The following is a 20,655-nucleotide window of genomic DNA, read 5'->3' on the forward strand; positions in this document are numbered from 1 at the left end:
ATGCGTTTATGCAATGACGATTTAACCGCACAAAGCTTCAAGAAGTGGTCGGCCAGAGGAAACGGTGAACCCCGGCACGCTTGATTCGCAGCCGTCACGACGCTCAACGCGCTTTATGCGCTTTATGCGCTCCATGCGCTCAAAGCGCCGCACGCTCGTCGGCTGAGCACTGCTCGTGATCCGGACCCCGCCACAACACCGCGAGCCACGCCGCGGCCTCGGCGACGCCCAGCCCGGCGAGCGCCACGACGCAGCCGCTCAGGTCGAGGCGGCCCACTGCGAGCCGGGGCGGTACCGAGCCCTCGCGATCCGCTCACTCTTCCCGCAGCCGGCCGAGGCCGGACGATCCGTCGTCGCGCCGCGGCCGCGGTCGGCGGCCCGGCACTTACAGCGAGGACGTGGGCGGCCAGTGGCCGAAGGGCCGCCGCGCGGTGTCACTCGTCCTGCACAGCGGCGCACAGGCCACCGTCGACGACGATGTCGACACCGTTCACGAAGCTCGCCTCGTCCGACAACAGGAACGCGGCAACGGCCGCGACCTCGTCGTACCGACCGGTACGGCCGAGCGGCGTGCGTTCGATGAGTTGCCGCACCGACTCGTACCGCGCCGCCTCCATCCGAGTCTGCGGGGTGTCGACAGCGCCGGGCGACAGCGAGCACACGCGAGCGCCCACCGGCCCGAGCCGCACCGCCTCGGCACGGGCGAAGCGGTGCACGCCGTACGTGGCCCACGGGTACGCCCATGCGGGATCCTCGACAGCCGGGCCGATCGCGTCGCGGATCCGGTCGAGGAACATCTCGCTCGCCGGGTCGTCAAGCACGGACGCGACCGCCGGGTCGGGGTCGATGTGAGCGATCAGCGGGGACACCGAGGCGCAGTACACGAAAGCCGTCCCGGCGGTGGCCAGCGGGCGGAGCGCCTCGCCGAGCAGCACGGTTCCGACGAAGTCGACCTCGATGATCCTGCGCCAGTCGCCCTCCTCCGGCGCCACGCTCTCGGCATGCGCGACCGCACGCAGCGTGCCGAGCTCCCCGACCCGTTCGGCCAGTCGGTTGAGGTCGTCCGGATCGGTGACATCCACTCCGAACGGCTCGGCAACGGCCCTCCTGCCGGAGCCGGACAGTTCCTTCGCGACCGCAGCCGCGGACGCCTCGTTCGGGTCGGCGAGCAACAGCACGTCCACCATGTCGGCGAGACGCCTCGCGCAGGCCTCCCCCGTCCCGCGGCCGGCACCGGTGGCAATACCTACCGTGGTCATGCGCCACTCCTCACTGGAGACACTGTCACGGGACGAGTGTCTCGCGGTTGTCAGTGTCCGGACCTGCCCGGGTGTCCCGCGGCCTACGCCCCGTCGAGAAGGCGAGGTGCCGGATGGGCTGTGGCCGGGTCGGCTGCGGACTCTCGACGGAACGGTAGCCGGTGTGCGCCGGCCAGTCCGGCGGATTCCGGCACCGACGATCCCGTTGGCGCCGCAGGTCCGAGGCCGGGATCCGCGATGCGCATCGCCCCGCCGCGGCCGTGATTCGCCGCTGCCTGCCCGCCCTGGCCCGCCGGCGCATCAGGCAGGCCGCGTGCGCGGATCCTGGTGCGCCAATCCTGGTGTGCGGCGATGCCCGAGTGGCGCGCGTCCTCGCAACGTTCGCATGGACAGGGCGCCCATGCGCCGTCTGGGCTCCGCCTTTCAATGTACCGTTTGGTCCAGCGAACCAAACGCGGTCCCGGAGTCCGCTTCCCCCGGACATGAGGTACCAGTCCGAGCGGCCTGGGAGTCGGCTTGGATCGATACGTCTTCACGTCAAGCGGGGAGAGACCCATGCCACGACCGCCGGGCCACGGACCGGGCTTCGAAGTCAGACGCCAGAAGATCATCGACATCGCTGCGTCGCTGTTCGCCCAGCAGGGGTACGCGGCGACGTCCATCAACGACCTGGGCCGGGCAGTCGGCCTGGCCAAGGGAGCCCTGTACTACTACATCGGCTCCAAGGAGAACCTGCTCGTCGAGATCCAGGCGCGGGTGATGGGACCGCTGCTCTCCCGCGCCCGCCAGATCGCGGACCTCGACACGGATCCCCTGTTGCGGCTGCGGCTGCTGTCCGAATCGCTGCTCACCATCATCTTCCGCAGGCTCGACCACATCTGGGTCTACGAGCACGACTACCGCAGTCTGAGCGGCGCTGAGCTGAAGACCCTGCTGGGCCAGCGTTCCGACTTCGAACAGGTGATCTCGGGGCTGCTCGCGGAGGCCGTCGACCAGGGCACCTTCCGCGCGATGCCACCGCGGCTGGCCACCCTGCAGTTCCTCAATCTGCACAATCACACGTATCAATGGGTGCGCACGGACGGGCAGTGGGACGCGGCGTTCCTGTCCCGCGAATACTGCGCGACCCTGTTCCGCGGCTTCGGCGCACCCGACCACGCCCTGCGGAGGCTCGAGGAACAGGCCGAGGCGTTCAAACGCGACCGCCCGGAACTGCCCCTCGATCCCGAGGCCGAGTGGGATCCCCTCTCCGCCGCCGGATGACGTTAAGGGCCCGCGTCCCGTAGCGGCCCACCGCGGGCCGTTCGTCACGCAACGCGAGCAGGGGCCGCCCGGACTGCGATCAGCGCCGGCGGCCCCTCACGGGACATGGCCCCGAGCCTGACCCGGGCGTCCGAGGCACCACAGCAGCCGTCTTCGACATTGCGGCCGGGGCCACCGTCGTCTCCCTCCAGGCTCTCCCTCCAGGCGGGAGTCCGTCGCTCGTCAGGACAGGAGGCTGGTGACGGCGTCCGAATCCACCATGCGGGCGATACGCCAGAGGCCGAGCCAACTGTCGGGGAAGACCGACTCGTCCACCAGGGCCGCGTGTACCTGCGGATCGGGGTCGGCGCAGGCATCAGCGCAGACCAGGACCTCGTACCCGATGTCGTAGGCCCACCGCGTGGTGGACAGCACCGTGCCGGACGTCGCGACGCCGCCGAGAATGAGCCGACGGATGCCGGCCATCTCCAGGCGCTCGCGCAGGTCGGTGGTGGCGAAGGCACCCAGGGTCCGTTTGCCCAGCACCGGCTCGTCGCCGAGGGGGGCGAGCAGGGGGTGGAACTGGTCTTGCATGGCCTCGTGGATGATGTGGAAAACAGGCGCGTCCGCCTTCCGGACGGAGGCGAGGGCGTACGCCGCCCGGTCGGCGACGTCCGGGTCGTGGCTGTAGTTCTCGACGATGCGGGTGGCGTAGTCGAGCGCAAGGAAGGCGGTTTGCGTGCGGTCGGCTGTGTTGGCCATGGTCATGGGATCTCGGACTTCCTTCATGGGTGAGACCAGTGGTGATCGGAGGCACGGCGGCCTCTGTGCGCGCAGGGCGGCGCAGATCCGGCTCTATCTGCACGCCGGCCCGGCGTTCAACGGCGCCTTCGCAGGATCCGGAGAGTGCGCCCGGCTAAGCTAACATCGAATCGGAGAGTACGCCCCGCTTATGGTTCCGCCGAGCAAGGGAGACGTCGTGGGAAACGAGCCGCGGCCGCTTCGGGCTGACGCCCGTCGCAACCGGGACCGGCTTCTGGAGGTGGCCCGCGGGGCGTTCGCCGCCGAAGGAGTGTCCGTCCCCCTGGACGAGATCGCGCGCCGCGCGGGCGTGGGGCCAGGAACTCTGTACCGTCACTTCCCCACGAAGGAGTCACTCCTCGAGGCCGTCGTGCGGGAGCGAGTCCGACGCCTGGTCGATCAGGCTCAGGCATTGCGGCATGACGAAGACCCCGCAGCAGCCCTCTTCGCCCTGCTGGACCAGGTGGTCGAGGACGCGGCCGCGAAGGCGGATCTCGTCGACACGCTGGCCGGCGCCGGCGTCGAGATACGGACGGCGCTGGCGACGGACGTCACCCGGCTCCACGCAGAGATCGGCCACCTCTTGATCCGCGCCCAGGACAGCGGCGCGGTCCGCGGTGACATCGGCATCGCGGACCTGATGACCGTCCTCGGCGGAGTCCTGTACGCCCTCCGTCACCTCGGTGCCGGCGCTACGCGCGAACACGTCGTGGCCATCCTGTACGACGGCCTACGCACGGGGGCGCCCGCGTGACACCGGGCCGACTTCGAACACAGGACAGAGAGGCGCGACCCGGGCGCTCACAGCCGACGTAGGGGTCGACGGGCGTCTCGCGACCGGGTCACTGGTACCGCGGTACCAGTGACCAGTGGCGATTGTGGCCTGCGGGTCCACGGGTCGTGGTGTGGCCGCTCCTAGCCTCGAAGCAGTGATCCGGCGAGATGCCGGGCCGGAATCGGGGAGTGGCGCTGTGATCGAAGTTCGCGGGCTGACCAAGCGGTACGGGGACAGGACGGCGGTGGACGACCTGAGTTTCACCGCCCCACCGGGACAGGTCACCGGATTCCTGGGACCCAACGGGGCGGGCAAGTCCACCACCATGCGAATGATCGTGGGCCTGGACGCGCCGACCAGCGGCACGGCCCTGGTCAACGGCAGACTCAACGCCCAGCACCGGGCGCCCTTGCAGGAGTTGGGGGTGCTGTTGGAGGCGAAGGCGATGCATCCGGGCCGCAGCGCGTTCAACCATCTGATGACGCTGGCCTACACCCATGGCGTGTCGCGTCGGCGGGTGGAGGAGGTCATCGACCTGGCCGGTCTGCACGCCGTGGCGCACAAGCGGGTCGGGGCGTTCTCGCTGGGGATGGGGCAGCGGCTGGGTATCGCCGCCGCACTTCTGGGCGACCCCGCGGTGGTGATGCTGGACGAGCCGGTCAACGGGCTGGACCCCGAAGGCGTCCGGTGGGTATGGGAGTTGCTGCGCGGACTGGCCGCCGAGGGCCGCACGGTGATGCTCTCCTCGCATCTGATGAACGAGATGGCGCAGACCGCCGACCGTCTGGTGGTGGTCGGCCGGGGTCGTGGGAGCGAGGTCGGCGGCGCGAGTGGGTCTGCGGGCGAAGGATGCGTCACCGTCGCCGGGCCGGGCCAGCTGTACGAAGAGCCGTCGTGCACAGTCCTGTTGGGCCTTCGTCAGCACGGCCAGGGCGTCGTCCGCGTATCCGACGAGAGCGCCGGCGACGCCGCCCAGGTCGTCGTAGGCGGCGTGGGTGAGCATCGAGCGGGTGCGGCGCCTCCACAGCTCGGTCAGGGCGAACTGGACCAGTGGCATCCGCCCGGGCTCGTCACCCGCGTCCGCGACGATCCGCTCCGGCAGTCCGGGCTCGAACCACAGTCCCGGCACGGCGTCGACGGGTGCCGTCACCGCCCGCTGAAGGTCCTCCGCAGCCAACGGCGCGAGGAACTCGACGGCCTCACTGACGAGGTCGGACGTGCCCGGCGTCACCAGCACACCCAGGGAGTCGGGCCGCACGGTGGCGACGACCCGCAACATGGCCGCGCCATCATTGCCGGCCAGGGCGGCGAGCAGGGTGAGCAGGTCGCGGGCTGCGGCGGGATCGGCGCCCGCGTACTCCTCGAGCTGGTCGACGAAGAGGACGTGTCCGACGCCTTCCCCGCGGGCGAGGATCCTGCCGCATAACTCGGCAGGGACATCGTCGCCGGTCTCCATGAGCCCTGCCAGCTCCTCGGCCTTGGTGAGCCGTTCGACCTCGCTGATCCCAGGCTCCAGGACCGCTGTCAGCGCCCGGGCGAGCACGGTGACAGCACGCGCCCCCGGCACGGGCCGCAGCTCGGACACGCCCATCCCCTCGGCCCGCAGCCGGGGCAGCACCCCGGCCCGAACGAGGGACGACTTCCCGCACCCGGAAGGCCCCGCCATCAGCGTCACCGGCCGCCTGAGCACGGCCGCGCCCACGCGGGTGATCTCGCTGTCACGGCCGTGGAAGAACTCCGCGTCGTCCTCCATGAACGCCGCGAGCCCCTTGAACGGACAGCGGGGCCGCAGCGTCCGTTCGTCGGCCAGATCGGCCGACGGCACCAGATACGCGGTGGGCTCGCCCCGGTGGGCGGCGACCATCATCCCGACGACGCCGTCCTGCGTGCCGTCCCAGACGGGCGCCCCACTGAACCCCTCCGCGATGCGCGGCCCCGGCGCCTGCGCCTCGATCTGCAACCAGCCCGAGCCCTGTCCAGCGCGTAAGGTGCCCGAGGCCCACACCCCGTGGTCGGCGCCGGCCGGATAGCCCAGAACCCGGAACGGGTGCCCCCATACGCCGGTCCCGTCGACGAGCGGCACCGGCCGCGCCCCCTCGACCACCGTGTCGAGCCGCAGCAGCGCCACGTCCGCCCCGTCACGCCGCCACGACACCACCTCCGCCCGCGCCCGGGGACGACCGCCCAGCAGCGGAAAGTCCAGTTCCAGCTGCCCGCCGGGCGCGGTCTCGGCGGTGTCCGGCACCCCGAGCGCCCTGGCAACGACATGGGCGCAGGTGCACACGACGTCGGCGGCGACGGCTTGGGCTGCTCATTGCGGCAGTTACCCGGTCTGTGCTGGTCAGAGGAGGCGGAGGGCTGCGAGGAGGCGGTCGCGGACCTCGGGGTGGTCCGGGTTGTCCTCAAGGCCGAGCTGGTACGAAGGCGCCGACGGCAACCAGCGCTGGCACGACCAGTACGACGGCACCCCCTACGCCTGTGGGCCGAATGCCATGCAACCGGCCAGCAACCGTGGAATCTGCCTTGCACAGTCACAGCGCCTTCGTCCCCCTAAAGAGGCCCACCTCAAGTCCGCGGGTCTCGACGAGAAGGATCCAGGGAGGCTCGCGGACAGAGTTGCCCCGGCACCCGGGCCGCGACGCCCCACGCCGCCGTGGAGACTCCCGGCCTTCCTGCCCCGCGCTCGTCCGACTGCGCCGACGGCCACTAATACCCGAGCTGCGTTTCACACTTCGCGGCCCCCGCACGTCGACGTAGATGCCGGGGCCATCGCTCCCCGGCACGCCACGTATCACCGGCGTTCCCGGAAGAGCAGGAGTAGAGAACAGTGACCCAGACGGTTGGAAGTTCGGGCTCGATCCCGGCACCGAGGCGGCGGGCCGACAAGACCGGCAGCCTCCGCCAGCTGTTCACCAGCAAGCGCAAGACCACCCTGACCAGGGAAGAGGCTGAGACGGAGATTCTGAGCCTCTTCAAGTCGCGCCGTCCGTACTGGTATTCCGTGATCGGCCGCAAGCTGCCGGACCTCTACGTCGAGGATGTCCTCGGCCAGGTCGGCGTCCGAATAGCAGCCGACTTCAAGAAGTACGACGCGTCCACCGTCAAGGACTTCAACGCCTACATCGCGAAGACCTGCATCCGGTGCGCCGTCGACCAGCTGCGCCGCCACCGCACCGAGGCAGAAGCGCTCAAGAACGGCACGACACAGCGCTGCATGGGCCTGCCCGAGACCGCGACCGACCCCGACCTCACCGACCTCATGGCGGCCCAGGAGGGCTACCTTCGCGTCCGCGTCGTCATGGACGACGTCCTCACCGATCGTCAGCACACCATCTACGTGCTGCGCCACGTGATGGAACTGAATTCCCGCGACATCGGCGAGGCCCTCGACATCAAGGCCCCCCTCGTCCGCAAGGACCTCCAGGCCGCCCAGAAGATCCTCGGATCTGACGAGGTGAGGCAACGTCTGCGCGACGTCCTCGGCGAAGGGCGGTAGCCGGTATCACCTTGTTCGCCGGCGGTCCGGCCCACACCGCCTCAACCCGGATCGGACGAACCGCCGGCGGACATGGGGACATCAGCCCCACCGTGCGCGCCATGGCTGCAACCACACCGCACACGGAGCAGATCGAGACCTGGACCAAGGAACTGAAGGAGTACAGAGTGATCGTGCAAAGCCTCCACTGGATCACCTTCGTGATCACCCGCATCATCGGACTGCCGGGCAGGCTCATACGCCGGATTGAGAACGCGCGGACCCCCTCGCCGGTCTGGGACGACCCGACCCTCCTTGCGCGGGCTGACGCCGACAACCGTCAAGGGTCGCCCGCACCCCGCGGCCACCAGATAGCTCAGGCGTAACCGGCGGCCCACGCCGACAGCGCCCAGCAGGCACCGGTACCCGGCAAAGGAGGACACCTGTAATCGGACGAGGGGCTGAAGCCCCCTCCCGCATGCTCTGAATCTTGCAGAAAAACCTGCCGGGACCTGCGACTTCACAGTCGGGGTCCCGGTTTTCGTCTATCCGGGCGTAGGCAAACCGCCCGGATACCAGGAGCGCTCCATGGCCGCCCCCACCCCCGTCCCCACCTCGACGATCGAGGTCTTCGAGACCGACCTCACCGCGGTCCTCGACGCCGCCAAGAACGAACTCGACGTCAAGAAGCGGGAGACGAAGGCCGCCCGCGCCCTCGTACGCCAGGCCGCCCGCCGCCGACGCCACCAGTACATCCGCAAGACCGCCGCCTCCGTCGCGGCCACCGCGCCGCGCGCCGTCTTCTACACCCTCGCCCTCGTCGGCATCACGATCGCCTCCGTCGCCCTGGTCCTCCTCGCCATAGGCAGCACCGCCGCCGCAATCACCCTGTTCACCGTCGCCGGAGCCGCCTGGGGCATGGGCGCCGTCGTACGCCGATAACCGCCGCTCGCAACTGAGGGCCGCACCGACACCGGTGCGGCTCTACCTCCATGCTCTTCCTGACTATCGCGCTGGCCGTGAGAAGCGCGGGGTCCGTCGGCGGAAACTGTCATAGGCGTCAGCTGTGGCCGAAGGCCGCCGTGGTGGCCACGCACGAGAGCGATGTGCTCGACGAGGTCACCGAACGCAGGCTGCTGACCAGGAACCTGCGGCCCGTCAGCCCTGACGGACCGACAGTCCTTGAGCCGGTGATCGCCGGTGTGACCGCGGGCTCAAAGGGGGCGGGCACAGTGGCACCGGTCGGGCGCCTGTCCATGTGTGAGAGGGGCTGCCGCATGGACAGGCCTGACCGTGGGCCTCAAGCCGCTTCGAGGAAGGGGTAGTCGGTGTAGCCTTCCGCGCCCGGCCCGTAGAACAGTTCCGGCCGCGGCTCGTTCTCCGGGTGGCCACCCTGCCAGCGCTCGACCAGGTCGGGGTTGGCGATGAGGGCCCGGCCCACGACCACGGCGTCGGCGTGGTCGGCCGCGATCTGCTGGAGCGCCTGCTCGCGGGTGGTCTGCCCCCCGAAGGGGCCGCTGTTGACGATCAGCTTGCCGTCGAAGCGCCGCCGCAGCTCCTGTACAAGGTCGCCGCCCGGCTCGGCGTGCAGTACGGAGAGGTAGGCCAGGCCCAGCGGGCACAGTTGGTCCATCAGGGTGCCGTAGGTGGCCAGGACGTCGTCCCGGTCGGTCTCGAAGACGTCCCCGAGGTCGACCTCCGGCGAGATCCGCAGCCCGACCCGCTCGGCACCGACGGCCTGGGCGACCGCCGTGACGACCTCGACGACGAAGCGGGCGCGGTTCTGCGGCGAGCCGCCGTACTCGTCGGTGCGCTGGTTGGCCGCCCGGGAGAGGAACTCCTGAAGCAGATAGCCGTTGGCGCCGTGGATTTCCACGCCGTCCGCTCCCGCCTCGATGGCCCGGCGGGCCGCGGCGACGAAGTCCTCCAGGGCTGCCCGGATCTCTGCGGTGGTCATCGCTTCCGGTACGGGGTAGGGCTGCTCGCCCTTCTCGGTGAACGTCTTATCGTCGATGGCGATCGCGCTGGGGGCGAGGATGCGGCGGCCGCCGTTGATGTCGGGGTGGGTGCCGCGGCCGGCGTGCATGATCTGCAGGACGATGCGGCCGCCCTCGGCGTGCACCGCCTCGAACACCCGCTGCCAGCCGGCCGCCTGCTCGTCCGTGGCGATGCCCGGCTCGCCGACATACCCCTGCGACGCATGGTCGGGGTAGGTGCCCTCGGTGATGATCATTCCGACGCTCGCCCGCTGCCGGTAGTACTCGACCATCAGGTCCCCGGGGATGCCGGAGGAGCCGGCCCGGACCCGGGTTATCGGTGCCATGACGATGCGGTTGGCGAGCTCGATCTTCCCGAGGGAGACGGGAGAGAAAAGCGACGGAACGGGCGAAACTTCTGAAATGTTGACAGTCATGGGTTTCTTTCTTTCTGTAATACGGAGGAAAACGGGATGAAAGTCTGCGACGTAGGGGGTCCACGCTGTCCCGGCGGAGGCGCGGATGCGGTCCTCGGGCGCGCGGGCCCGCTGACGGTGACGCGGTTCCAGGACTGCGATCGGGGTGTGGGTGGTGTTCGCGGCGACGCGGGGGCGAACGCGGTGAGAGCCACATGCCGTCGGCGCCGGCGCCGGCGCCGGTCAAGCGCAACTGCCCGCCGAAGTAAGGGTGTTCGTTCCTTGCGCACGATCAGCAGTAAGCCAGGTGACGAAGTCATGGGTGCCGCCGCCGGACCCGGTACGGATCGGTGTCAGGCCGCGCCGCGACCGGCTCCCTCGTCGCGCCCCCGCGAAGAGGACCGATACACGGCTTCACCTGGAACGCACTTCCGGCGGTGGCGGGAACAGCGATCTCAGCGATCCTCGTTCGCACCGGCGAGGCACTTCCGCCGGCCGATCACCCATCGGACAGTCCGCTCCACGAAAGCGCGGGCCTAGCTGAGCGGCACGTCCGCGACGGCCTTGAGGTGGCTGAACGTCTCGAGGGAATACCGGCCGTGGTAGCGGCCCATGCCGCTTTCGCCGACGCCACCGAAAGGCAGTCCCGGCATGAGCAGTTGCATCACCGGCTGGCCCCAGGCGACGCCGCCGGAGGACGTCTCCTTCACGAGGCGCGACTTGGTGGCCTGTGACTCGGTGAAGGCGTAGAGCGCGAGGGGCTTTTCGCGTTCGTTGATGAACGCGATAGCGGCATCGAGGTCATCGACTTCGACGACGGCGAGAATCGGACCGAAGATCTCCTCCTGCATGACCGCCGATGCGGGGTCGACATCGGTGAGCACCGTCGGCGCGATGAACAGGTCGTCACGGTCGTGCTGGCCTCCCACCGCTGCCCGGCCGGAATCCAGCAGACGGGTGAGCCGGTCGAAATGCCGCTCGTTGATGATCCGGCCGAAGTCGGCCGCGGTCTGCGGAGTGGGACCGAATTGAGCGTCGACCGCCGCACGCAGGGCGGGAACCAGTGCGGCAGCGGTGGCAGGATCGGCCAGCACGTAGTCAGGGGCTATGCACTGCTGCCCCGCGTTGCCGAACTTGGCGCCGACCAGCCGCTTCGCGGTCTCGTCCACGTCGGCGTCGGGCGCCACGAAGACCGGCGACTTGCCCCCGAGTTCAAGCGTGACCGGGGTGAGGTTCTTGGCTGCCGCGGCCATGACGATCCGGCCGACCGTGCCATTACCCGTGTAGAAGATCTGGTCGAAACGCTGCGCCAGGAGGGCCGTGGTCTCCTCGGCGCCCCCCTCGACCACGGTGAGCACATCGGCGTCGAAGTACTCACGCAGGAGGCGTGAAGCCACTGCCGATGTGTGCACCGACATCTCGCTCGGCTTGGCCACCACGGTGTTCCCGGCGGCCAGTGCGCCGATGATGGGGTCGATGAGAAGGTGCAGCGGGAAATTCCACGGAGCGATGACCAGGACGACCCCGAGCGGGTCGTACGTGGTGTAGGCCGTGGTCGTGGGACCGAAGTGGGCAGGAACCTCCACCGGCCGAGGCTCAAGCCAGCTCTCGAGATTCGCCAGCGTCTCGTCGATGTCGGCGACGGTGAAGTCGATCTCCTGCGTCTTGGCCTCGGCGGCGTTCTTCCTCAGATCCGCCCAGAGCGCTTCGATCAGCTCCTGCTCGTTCTCGACCAGCAAGGCCCGCAGCCGCTGCAGCTGGCTGACGCGCCAGTCCAGTGGGCGGGTGACGCCAGTGTTGAACGTCGCACGAAGGCGGCCGACGACCTCCGCGGCCGGTTCGCTCTGGTGCGTCCTCGACTCGGTCCCCTGTGTTGCGCTCATGGGATGTGCTCCGCTCTTGATGCAAGCCACGCCCCGGCCGCCTTCCGGCCGGGCACGGTGACCAGCGTCCCGGGCGGGCCGGCATCCACCCAGGTCACGGCTCTGTGTACGTGCGCTGTGCCTACCACTGGTTGGGTCAGGCTGGTGTGCGTGCGACCGGGGATACTCGAGGCATGGACGAATACCCCGAACCGGTGCACGAGCTGGTCGCCGGCGCTCTGGACCCGCGTGCCGAGCTCAGCGAGTTCCTGCGCACCCGGCGGGCCCGCCTGAAGCCGGAGGACGTGGGGCTGCGGGGCTTCGGACGGTACCGGCGGGTGCCGGGGCTGCGCCGCGAGGAGCTGGCGCAGCTGGCCGGGGTGTCGGTGGCGTACTACACGCGGCTGGAGCAGGGCAACGGGCGGACCGTGTCGGCGGAGGTCCTCGATGCCATCGCCCGCGCGCTCAGGCTGAGCGACGCCGAGCACGCCCACCTCACGCACCTGGCGAAGCCGAAGCAGCACAAGAAGAAGCCAGCCGGCCGCGCCCAGCAGGTGCGGGGCCCCCTGCGGACGCTGCTGGACACCATGGACGGCGTTCCGGCGATCCTCGTGGGGCGGCGCTCGGACATCCTCGTCTGGAACCGGATGGCCGCGGCGGTCTTCGGCGACTGGGCCGAGCTGCCGGCGAGGGAGCAGAACTGGGCGCGGCTGGTGTTCCTGAGGCCCGAGTACCGCGACCTGTTCGTGGACTGGGAGCACAAAGCCAGCGACGTCGTCTCCCAGCTGCGCATGGACGCCGGCTCCCATCCGGACGACCCCCGGCTGTCCGCGCTGGTGGGCGAACTCTCCGTGAAGAGCGAGGAGTTCAGGCGACTGTGGGCCACCCACGACGTCAAGGAGAAGTGCCACGGTATCCAGCGCCTGCACCACCCGCTCGTCGGCGAACTCGATCTCCGCCTCGAGTCGTTCCACCAGGCCGACGCCCACGAGCAGATGTTGGTGACCTACCACGCCGAACCGAACTCCCCGTCGGCGGAGGCTCTGCGACTGCTGGCCAGCTGGGGCGCGGATGCGACCCGGGTGGGAACGGGCACGTCGTCGGCACGCACGGCTTGATGGACTCCCCTTGATCATCGGTAGTCGGCTGCGCGCCACGCCCAGCGTCCTTATCCACGCCAGACGCCTCCGGGGGGTGTCGGATTCAGGACGGCCCGGGTGGCGCGGGCATGCTGCGGCTGGGCAGTGGAAGAACGGTGCCGCCGCTGCGCAGGGCGTCGTTTTCGGGGACCTGCTGGCGGATGTCCTCCTCGTACAGAGCGAGAGTGCGGCGCAGGTCGGTGTTCTCCTTCCCTAGCCGGCTCAGGTTGGCAGGCCCTCCGGCGATGGCGCCTCCGGGACGGCGGGCGATGAAATGCATTCGCCAACCGGTGATCGGCATGACGCTGGACGGTAGTCCGTGGACAGCTCAACAGCGCATATCCGAAGCACGACAGGTGTCACCAAGGCAGCGTGTTGACACAAGGACTGTCGGCCCCTGTCAGCGGTCAGGCGGTGAGTGCCGTGCGCAGGGTGGCGGCCATCAGATCGATGGCTTCCTTCCCGGCCGGTACCGGGCCGGTGTGGGTGAAGTAGTGGTCGACACCCGCGAAGCAACGGTGGGTGACCGGAACTCCGGCAGCTTCCAGGGCCTTGGCGTACGCATCGCCCTCGTCGCGCAGACGATCGTTCTCCGCGGTGATGACCAGGGCGGGCGGCAGCCCGGCTAGGTCGTCGGCCAGGCCGGGCGACACCAGCGGATGGGCCAGGTCGGCGGGATCAGAGACGTAGGCGGCGGTGAAGACCCGCATGAGCTGAGGGGTAAGCAGTGGCTTGACGATGGGTGACTGCTTGGTGGCCGGGTCGGCGAGCTGGTCGAGCGGTGCCGAGTCGATGATCTGGAGGCGAGGCGTGAAGGTGCCGCGGTCCCGAGCGGTGCGGCAGACCGCGGCGGTCAGGTTGGCCCCGGCGCTGTGTCCGCCCACGGCGAGTCGCGAACCGTCCCAGTTGTTGGCGGTGCCGTTCTCGGCCACCCAGGCCGTGACGTCGTACGCCTGGGTGACGGGTACGGGGTACGGCCGCTGCGGGGCGACGGCGTAGTCCACGTTGATCACCACGCAGTCGGCCGTGGCGGCTATGTAGCGGCAGATGTGGTCGTCCTGCTGGGGACGGGTGATCACGAACCCGCCGCCGTGGAAGTTGACGTACACGGGGGCAGGGGCTGCGGCGGCGGCCGACGGGCGGTAGACGGTGCACGTCACCAGTCCGGCGCCGGTCTCCACCCGGATGGATTCCGTGCGCTTCGGGATGTCGGTGAAGCGCAGATCCTTGTGCACGCGGCTCATCATTCGGCCGAGCAGCAGCTGAACCCCTCTGGCCTGGATTCTGGTCCTGAATGACATGACTGGACCCCATCGCTACAAACTTAAAGTATCAGGATTCCTGATAATGGAGGCTCGTCGCTGATCACGCAAGGGGCAACCGCGAGCCGGCTGCCGAAAGGGGGATGGACTCCAGGGGTAGCGCCCCCCTGTTCGTCAGGGCCCCGTGTGGCTCCAAGCCCACCTGGCTGCATCCGTCGGAGGCAGCCAAGGCCGCAGCAGCGCCTGAGCCCCGGTCGGGTCCGCTCTCCTGGTGCGCAGCAGAACGGTGCCGACCATGGCGGCCACCGCGCCGGCGCGCAGCACGGCCGTCACATCGGCGGCGGTGGCGATCCCGCCCGCGGCGATGACGGGCAGGCGACGGCGTGGCGGACCTCATCACGGTCACCGACGGCAGCAGCTTCCTCACCGAACGGACCTACGGCCCGCTGGTGGCCGCGAACCAGGGGCGTGCCCTGGTGGCGTCCTTCGTCCTGCGCCAGCACGACTGCCGCCCGGGTCGCCGCATGCCTGGCGGAGGCGGGGCTGGAGGACTGCCGCTCACCCATCAGCCATCCGCAGCGCCGGTTCACCGATCCCGGGTAGCAGCGCCGGGTCGTCAACGCGGTCGTCGCCCAGGGCCAGAACCCCACCGGCAAGGCGGCGGCGGGCTGGCACCACCTGTGGCTGCACATGGCCAGACCCGTCCGACGTATCGGCCGGCCGAGGTAGCACGGGAGGAAAGCAGGACCGGAATAAGCAGGGGTCAGCAGGGCCGGGCCGAGCGGGACGGCGTCCGAGCCGCCCGCCGTTCCGCCGCGCGGGCGAGTCCGGCGTGCCGGTCCCCGCAGGCCGGGACCGCTTGCAGGAGTCTGGACGCATCCCACACGACGTACCCCACCGGGAGGCGTCAGTACTCATGCGACCCCAGTTCAGGACGCAGAACGTGGCGTCGGCCCCGGGCTTCCTCCCGGCCGCCGAGTGCGCCGACGTCATCCGGGCCATGGACGAGTCACCCCGCGAGCCGGCTCAGGTCGTCCGCGCCGGCGAATCGGTCCTCGACCCCTCGCTGCGCCTCTGCTTCGACCACCACTTCCCCGAGGACCACAAGCGGCGTATCGGCGAGCGCATGGCGTCCTACTTCGACGACCACCGCGCGGCGTTCGACTCGGACGCGGACTTCCTCTACGGCCCGTACTTCATGTCGTACGAGAAGGGCAGCTACTTCCGCGCGCACCGCGACGTCGCCAACCACAAGGACGATCCGCCGCGGCTCGCCGCCCACCGCTGGTCGCTGCTGCTGTACCTCAACGGCCGCCGCGCCACCGGGGCCCTGCCGACGTTCGACGGTGGCGCGCTCACCGTCTACGAGACCGATCCCCGCCTGCGCGACCGCCGGGTGGTCGTCGTGCCCGAGCCGGGGATGCTGCTGCTGTTCCGCTCCTCTCTGATGCACGAGGTGGCGACCGTGCTGGACGGCACGCGGTACGCAGTCGCCGGTTGGATGTCCAGTGCCGGCTCCCCCGCCCTCGGAGGCCCGCGATGACCTACCACTCCTGCGCCAACGAGTCGGTCCGGATGGGGGTGTCCCGCGACACCGACCTCGAGACGCGGACCGCGCTCGCGGCGTTCTGTCGCCGCAACGGCTACCCGTACCTCTTCACCGAGGTACTGGAGCCACTGCTGTCCGAGCACGGTCTCGTCCTGGCGCTGGCCGTGACGGAGCGGCCGTGGCCGCCCAAGGGCATCGGGTCGCAGACGATCGAGGCAGTGGGCATCGCCATGATCGGAACCGAGGGCCGGGCCCATCTCACCCCGGTCCTGACCGACCGGAGGAACGCCACCAACATCGGTCTCGTCGGCGCCCTGACGAAACAGCTGCTCGAGCACCTGCGCGAGGCGGACGTCCCGTCGGCCGGCTATCTGGTGCGCCAGGGCGACCGGGCACTCGAGCGCGCCCTCGAGCGCGCCGGCTTCGCCGAGGCGGACTTCCGGTCGTCCACCGACTTCGCCGACTACCTGGAGTTCGCAGCCTCGCCGCACAAGGTCCTCGACGCTCTAGGCCTGGCGGCACTACGGGTCGGCGACCTTCTGGCGCTGGGCCTGGACGGTGGGGAGCTCGACCGGCTGGCTTCCTACCACTTCGCGCTCACCGCCGGGCTCACGGCCTACCTGCAGGACTCGCTCAGGCACGCGGCCCTCCTCCCGGGCCTGATCGACCTCGTTGCCACGCTGCCGCCCGGGGGCGTCCCGCCCGGCACTCCCGGGCCACCGCTGACATGAACCGTACGACGTCCTCATCCGGGCAGGCGACGCACGGCACACGGGCGTCGACGGTGTCGTTGGTCGTCTCGACACTGGACGAGGGCGCCGAACTGCACGCGACCCTGCAGTCGGTGTACGCCGGATCCGTCGTCCCGGACGAGACGATCGTCGTCGACGACGGCGGCACAGACGGCAGCTGCGCCCTGCTGGAACAGGCGGAGTGGCGGGCCCGCGGCGTCGTCGTACACCGCATCCGCCGCAGCGGCGTCGCTGCGGCCCGCAACGCGGGCGCCCGGCTCGCCCGCGGTACGCATCTGGTATTCCTTGACGCACACTGCCGGCTTGAGCGGAACTGCCTGGCGCGCCTGCGGGCGGCCCTGGACGCCGGGCCCGACGCCGTCCTCGCGCCCACCGTGCGCGACGCCGCCGGCACGGCGGCGGGCTGCGGGGCGCGGCTGATCAACGCCCACCTGCGGGCTCGCTGGCTGCCTCCCGAACCCGACGGTACCGCCCCGTACGCCGTACCCCTCGCACCGGGCGGCTGCCTCGCGGTACGCCGGGCGACGTTCCACCGGCTGGGCGGCTTCGGCGCCTTCCGCGAACTCGGCCTCGAGGACGTGGACTTCAGCCTCCGGGCATGGCGGGCTGGGCTCGATGTGCTGGCCGTACCGGGGGCACGGCTGGCACACCGCTTCCGCCCGTATCCGCCGTACCGCCTGAGCGGTACGAGCCGCGCCTACAACCTGGCACGGGCCGCGCTCGTCCACTTCGGCGGCTCCCGGCGCGAGGAGTGCCTGCGCAAGGTGATCGGTACCCCGAGGGCTGCCGAGGTGCTGGTCGAAGCGTTCGCCAGCGACTGGGAGGCACAGCGGGCCGCCCTCGAGGCGACCAGTGCGCGCCCCCTGAAGGCGTACTTCGAGACGTTCGGCGACTGGCGCTGACGCCCCCGCCCTGCGCAGGTCGGCGGTACGAACGGTCAGCCTCCGCAGCACCGTTCGGACAAGGCGACGTGCCCTGTCCCCATGACGAAAGCCGTAGACGAAAGCCGTACACGACGCCGTGGGCGGCGAGCTGGCCCCGATCTACCAGCGGGCGTGGAGCTGCACGGGCCGGCGCAGGATCAGGTTGGCGGGGCAGGCACTCTTCGCCGACGGTTACCTGATCTTCGCGGGTTGCCGCAGCGCGGCACTCGGCCCGTCGCGCAACCAGTGCCGCCCCTAACGTGGGACCAGCAGCCGAAGCGAAGCCACACATCGACGGCCATCATGTCGCGGGCCATGATGCGCAACCGACCACGGCTCGACTCGACGAGCTGGGGCTTGGTGACGACGCTCACCCGGCGCTGGAGTTCATCACGCGGACCGGATTGTTCCCCGCCGCCGAACGCGCTCCAGACCTTCCCGCGTACTGCTACGCCTCCATCGCCTGGTGGTGGAAGGTGATGCAGGAAGACCGCGGCCGAACGGAGACCACCTGTGCCCAGAGACATAACCATTGGCCCGACCCACTACCCCACCAAGGAAGCCGTCCGGACCGTCTGCCGCAGCATCGACCAGCGATACGGCCTACCTGGCAGTCTGAGCCCCCGACTCTTCTGCAGGCTGGATCTACGAATACGCAGGCGTCGACACACCTCCGAAGACTGACGCCGCCGAGCCTCCACCAGCCCGTAATGACTCGGCTCGTGGAGCGGACGCCGTCGTGACTACGGTGTCGGATGGTTCACGACTCAGCCACGGGCTTTCGCGCCAGTACGTAACCCTGCGGTGTCTTCTCGGCAGAGTCCGGCTGGCGGGTAGTCGTAGCCCAGACTTCGAACCCGGCACGTCGCAACAGTCCTGCGATCTCGTCCGGTTGCTGCCGGTACCAGTCGACGCAGATGGCTTTGCCGAACGCCTCGGCGCGGTGACCCTGGTCGTCACCGACCTGGAAGACGAGCATTAGCTGCCCGCCCGGTGCGAGGACCCGGTGGAACTCGAGGAACACTTCCGTTCGTCGTTCCCATGGGATGTGGATGATCGAGTAGTAAGCGAGCAACCCGCCAATGGACGCCTGCGGTAGATCCAGGGCCAGCATCGATCCCACCTCGAATCGGAGGTCCGGGTAGGTGCGGCGGGCCACGGCGATCATCTCGGGCGACAGATCGATACCGAACGCGTTCAGTCCCAAACGGTGCAGTGCCGCCGTGACCTGGCCGGGTCCGCATCCCACATCGGCGACAGGACCATGTCCGCCTGCCTGCGTCAGCTCGGCGAAGGCGGCCAGCAGAGCACGGTCGAGTGGCTTGGTGTCCAGGTCAGAGTCCACCTTTTCGGCGTACTCCACGGCCATGACGTCATAGGAGGCTCGGGTCGCGGCGAGGAAGCGTTCGTCGGGCATGAGCATGAAGATTAGGCGGCGCGGTGTCGCCCCTGCACCCTGGTCAGGTAGCGACCGCCAAGATGGTGAGGTGCAGATGATCTCGGCAAGCCGTCCGCAGTGGTGAACCTCCGCAGCAATCAAGATCGCCAACCGTTGCCTGCAGTGCTGACCAGCCGCTGCTGCTTCACATGAACGAAGCCTGGGCGACCTCTGGTGATGCCGCCCAGGGGGTCGGTGAGCGGGTGTTGCTGTTGGCGTGGATATCGGGTCGGTCAGGGGTCGTGTTGTCGCACCGTGACCGCGGTCGGGCTCTGATGGTCGGTGGTGTGGTCGGGGCCGGCTGATGCGCTCGGCCGTACACGCGGCGCCTCATCGGCGCGGCACCGCACCGTGTGCGTAAGGGAGTTGCCGACGATGACGATGAGGACGGACGTGGATGCCGGTGCCGGGGACCGGCTGGCGTTGGCGGTGCTGGTGCAGTACCGGATGGCGACCCACCGAGCAGATGCATCAGATAATCGCGCCCGGGGTGCGGGTCGAGCAGACCAGACGGCGGCTGGCCAAGCTCCGTGCCGAGGGCCTGGTCGACCGCATCACCTGCCGCAGGCGGGGCGCAGCCGGGCGTGTTTTGCCACCGGGTACGGGGTGCGGGTGGCTGCGGAGTGGCCGGAGCTGCGCGGCCGGCGCCCGCCGAGGCTGGTGTCGGATCCGATCGCGGCGCGGCTGCGGGTGAGCCACACCCTGACCGTCACGGAAACCGGGCTGCAGTTCCTCCTGGACGCGCGCCGCCGTGGCGAGGTGTGCCGGCCGCTGGACTTCGTGCCCGAGGTCCACCACCCGATCGGGGGCGGCGAGGCGGTCATCCCGGACGCGCTGGTGTACTACCAGCGTAGGAGCCGGGACGGGGGCGGGGTTCGATGCTGCGGGCGTTCCTCGAGGTCGACCGGGCGACCATGGGCCCCGAACGCCTCGCGGCCAAACTCCGCGCCTACGCCCAGCTCCACCAGGACGCCCCTGCGCCCGTCGGCAGGCGCCGCACGGCGGAGCCGGTCCAGGGAAGCGAGGAGGAGTGGCGGCGTCACTACCCGCTCTTCCCGCGGCTGCTGTTCGTCCTGGACGGCACCGGCCCGGCCGGCATCGACAGCCGTCTCCGCGCGCTCCACGCGGCCGACGTGAACCGCTCGGTAACCCTCTTCCTGCGCGAGGTGACCGTGCTCGCCACACCCATGACCGACCTCCTCGTCGTAGTCCAGGTCGAAGACGTCCCGCAGCACGAACACGGCCCGCTCGGTCGGCGCGAGGGTCTCCAGTACGAGGAGCATCGCCATGGAGACGCTGTCGGCGAGCTCGACGTCCTCGGCCACGTCGGGCGCGATGAGCAGCGGCTCGGGCAGCCACGGGCCGACGTAGGACTCCTTGCGGCGGCGGAGTGTGCGAAGGCGGGTCAGGGACTGGCGGGTGGTGATGCGGACCAGGAAGGCGCGCGGGTCGCGGACTGTGGTGTGCTCGACGCCCGACCAGCGCAGCCACGTCTCCTGGAGGACGTCCTCGGCGTCGGCCGCCGAGCCCAGCATCTCGTAGGCCACCGTGAACAGCAGATTGCGGTGGTCAATGAAGCTATCCGTGGCCGTGGTCGTGGCCGCCCCCGCATCGGTACCGGCATCCCTGTCCACCATCGTCAGTTCCCGACTTCTGTCTCACTACGTGTGGTGCGTGTCGTACACGGGACGCCGCTCACCCCGGTTCTGTGACAGCCGCGCCCCGTGTCCCACGTCACATCCGCCCCGTGTCACAGGAGCGCGGCGACCGGCGCCTCATGGGCATC

18 protein-coding genes and 2 pseudogenes are annotated in these 20,655 nt (G+C 69.8%); 10 read left to right on the top strand and 10 right to left on the bottom strand.

All coding sequences use genetic code 11. The features are described 5' to 3' along the window. Positions 1-434: 434 nt before the first annotated feature. Entirely contained in the window at positions 435-1,259 is an 825-nt protein-coding gene (locus tag OG933_RS01445; RefSeq protein ID WP_405624887.1) for an SDR family oxidoreductase, read from the bottom strand. 555 nt (positions 1,260-1,814) lie between these two features. Here OG933_RS01445 and OG933_RS01450 point away from each other — a divergent pair. Then, a complete protein-coding gene (locus OG933_RS01450; protein WP_405624888.1) occupies positions 1,815-2,522 on the top strand; it encodes a TetR/AcrR family transcriptional regulator in 708 nt (235 codons plus the stop codon). A gap of 222 nt (positions 2,523-2,744) precedes the next feature. Here OG933_RS01450 and OG933_RS01455 read toward each other — a convergent pair whose 3' ends face one another. Continuing rightward, positions 2,745-3,269 (bottom strand): cysteine hydrolase family protein, encoded by a 525-nt coding sequence (locus OG933_RS01455; protein WP_405624889.1) that lies wholly within the window; start codon positions 3,267-3,269, stop codon positions 2,745-2,747. Positions 3,270-3,480: 211 nt separating this feature from the next. On the opposite strand from OG933_RS01455, the gene OG933_RS01460 reads away from it, so the two are divergent. Next, positions 3,481-4,056 carry a helix-turn-helix domain-containing protein gene (locus OG933_RS01460; RefSeq protein ID WP_362532698.1) on the top strand — a complete coding sequence of 192 codons (576 nt, stop codon included), beginning with the start codon at positions 3,481-3,483 and terminating at the stop codon, positions 4,054-4,056. A gap of 217 nt (positions 4,057-4,273) precedes the next feature. Further along, positions 4,274-4,942, top strand: a pseudogene (locus tag OG933_RS01465) (ABC transporter ATP-binding protein); the annotation flags it as partial. On the opposite strand, the pseudogene OG933_RS01470 reads toward OG933_RS01465, so the two are convergent. Beyond that, a pseudogene (locus OG933_RS01470) lies at positions 4,916-6,364 on the bottom strand (serine protease); the annotation flags it as partial. The pseudogenes OG933_RS01465 and OG933_RS01470 overlap by 27 nt on opposite strands. A gap of 540 nt (positions 6,365-6,904) precedes the next feature. Between OG933_RS01470 and OG933_RS01475 the strand changes: the two are divergent. The 3 genes from OG933_RS01475 (at position 6,905) to OG933_RS01485 (ending at position 8,494) form a co-directional block, all read left to right on the top strand. Then, positions 6,905-7,573: an RNA polymerase sigma factor gene (locus OG933_RS01475; protein WP_405624891.1), complete on the top strand. Its 669-nt coding sequence runs from the start codon at positions 6,905-6,907 to the stop codon at positions 7,571-7,573. A gap of 101 nt (positions 7,574-7,674) precedes the next feature. After that, positions 7,675-7,938 carry a hypothetical protein gene (locus OG933_RS01480; RefSeq protein WP_405624892.1) on the top strand — a complete coding sequence of 88 codons (264 nt, stop codon included), beginning with the start codon at positions 7,675-7,677 and terminating at the stop codon, positions 7,936-7,938. A 202-nt stretch (positions 7,939-8,140) separates the two neighbouring features. Continuing rightward, positions 8,141-8,494, top strand: coding sequence for a hypothetical protein (locus OG933_RS01485; RefSeq protein WP_405624893.1), 354 nt, complete (start codon positions 8,141-8,143; stop codon positions 8,492-8,494). 358 nt (positions 8,495-8,852) lie between these two features. Here OG933_RS01485 and OG933_RS01490 read toward each other — a convergent pair whose 3' ends face one another. Together OG933_RS01490 and OG933_RS01495 are read right to left on the bottom strand one after the other, a co-directional pair. Continuing rightward, positions 8,853-9,965: an alkene reductase gene (locus tag OG933_RS01490; RefSeq protein ID WP_405624894.1), complete on the bottom strand. Its 1,113-nt coding sequence runs from the start codon at positions 9,963-9,965 to the stop codon at positions 8,853-8,855. A gap of 515 nt (positions 9,966-10,480) precedes the next feature. Further along, positions 10,481-11,827 (bottom strand): aldehyde dehydrogenase family protein, encoded by a 1,347-nt coding sequence (locus tag OG933_RS01495; protein ID WP_405624895.1) that lies wholly within the window; start codon positions 11,825-11,827, stop codon positions 10,481-10,483. Positions 11,828-12,000: 173 nt separating this feature from the next. Here OG933_RS01495 and OG933_RS01500 point away from each other — a divergent pair, with 173 nt between their 5' ends. Beyond that, complete coding sequence (locus OG933_RS01500; protein ID WP_362531739.1) at positions 12,001-12,924, top strand: helix-turn-helix transcriptional regulator; 924 nt, start codon at positions 12,001-12,003, stop codon at positions 12,922-12,924. A gap of 85 nt (positions 12,925-13,009) precedes the next feature. Here OG933_RS01500 and OG933_RS01505 read toward each other — a convergent pair whose 3' ends face one another. From OG933_RS01505 to OG933_RS01515, 3 genes are all read right to left on the bottom strand, one after another. Beyond that, complete coding sequence (locus OG933_RS01505; protein ID WP_362531736.1) at positions 13,010-13,246, bottom strand: hypothetical protein; 237 nt, start codon at positions 13,244-13,246, stop codon at positions 13,010-13,012. 106 nt (positions 13,247-13,352) lie between these two features. Next, complete coding sequence (locus OG933_RS01510) at positions 13,353-14,189, bottom strand: alpha/beta hydrolase (protein WP_362531765.1); 837 nt, start codon at positions 14,187-14,189, stop codon at positions 13,353-13,355. A gap of 192 nt (positions 14,190-14,381) precedes the next feature. Further along, positions 14,382-14,540, bottom strand: a complete 159-nt coding sequence (locus OG933_RS01515) for a hypothetical protein (RefSeq protein WP_405624896.1) — start codon at positions 14,538-14,540, stop codon at positions 14,382-14,384. Positions 14,541-15,123: 583 nt separating this feature from the next. Here OG933_RS01515 and OG933_RS01520 point away from each other — a divergent pair. From OG933_RS01520 to OG933_RS01530, 3 genes are read left to right on the top strand one after another with little or no spacing between them, the layout of a single operon-like run. After that, the gene (locus tag OG933_RS01520) at positions 15,124-15,750 is read left to right on the top strand and encodes a 2OG-Fe(II) oxygenase (protein WP_362531730.1); all 627 of its coding nucleotides are present in this window, start codon (positions 15,124-15,126) and stop codon (positions 15,748-15,750) included. Next, the gene (locus tag OG933_RS01525; RefSeq protein ID WP_362531727.1) at positions 15,747-16,487 is read left to right on the top strand and encodes a hypothetical protein; all 741 of its coding nucleotides are present in this window, start codon (positions 15,747-15,749) and stop codon (positions 16,485-16,487) included. Before OG933_RS01520 ends, OG933_RS01525 begins: the two co-directional genes overlap by 4 nt. Next, positions 16,484-17,410: a glycosyltransferase family 2 protein gene (locus OG933_RS01530; protein WP_405624897.1), complete on the top strand. Its 927-nt coding sequence runs from the start codon at positions 16,484-16,486 to the stop codon at positions 17,408-17,410. The genes OG933_RS01525 and OG933_RS01530 overlap by 4 nt, the downstream gene beginning before the upstream one ends. 781 nt (positions 17,411-18,191) lie before the next feature. On the opposite strand, the gene OG933_RS01535 is transcribed toward OG933_RS01530, so the two are convergent. Together OG933_RS01535 and OG933_RS01540 are read right to left on the bottom strand one after the other, a co-directional pair. Beyond that, the gene (locus OG933_RS01535) at positions 18,192-18,848 is read right to left on the bottom strand and encodes a class I SAM-dependent methyltransferase (RefSeq protein WP_405624898.1); all 657 of its coding nucleotides are present in this window, start codon (positions 18,846-18,848) and stop codon (positions 18,192-18,194) included. Positions 18,849-19,711: 863 nt separating this feature from the next. Next, a complete protein-coding gene (locus OG933_RS01540; protein WP_405624900.1) occupies positions 19,712-20,506 on the bottom strand; it encodes a sigma factor in 795 nt (264 codons plus the stop codon). Between the last annotated feature and the right edge of the window lie 149 nt (positions 20,507-20,655).

This window comes from Streptomyces sp. NBC_00016 (genome assembly GCF_045040885.1).
GTDB lineage: Bacteria > Actinomycetota > Actinomycetes > Streptomycetales > Streptomycetaceae > Streptomyces > Streptomyces coriariae.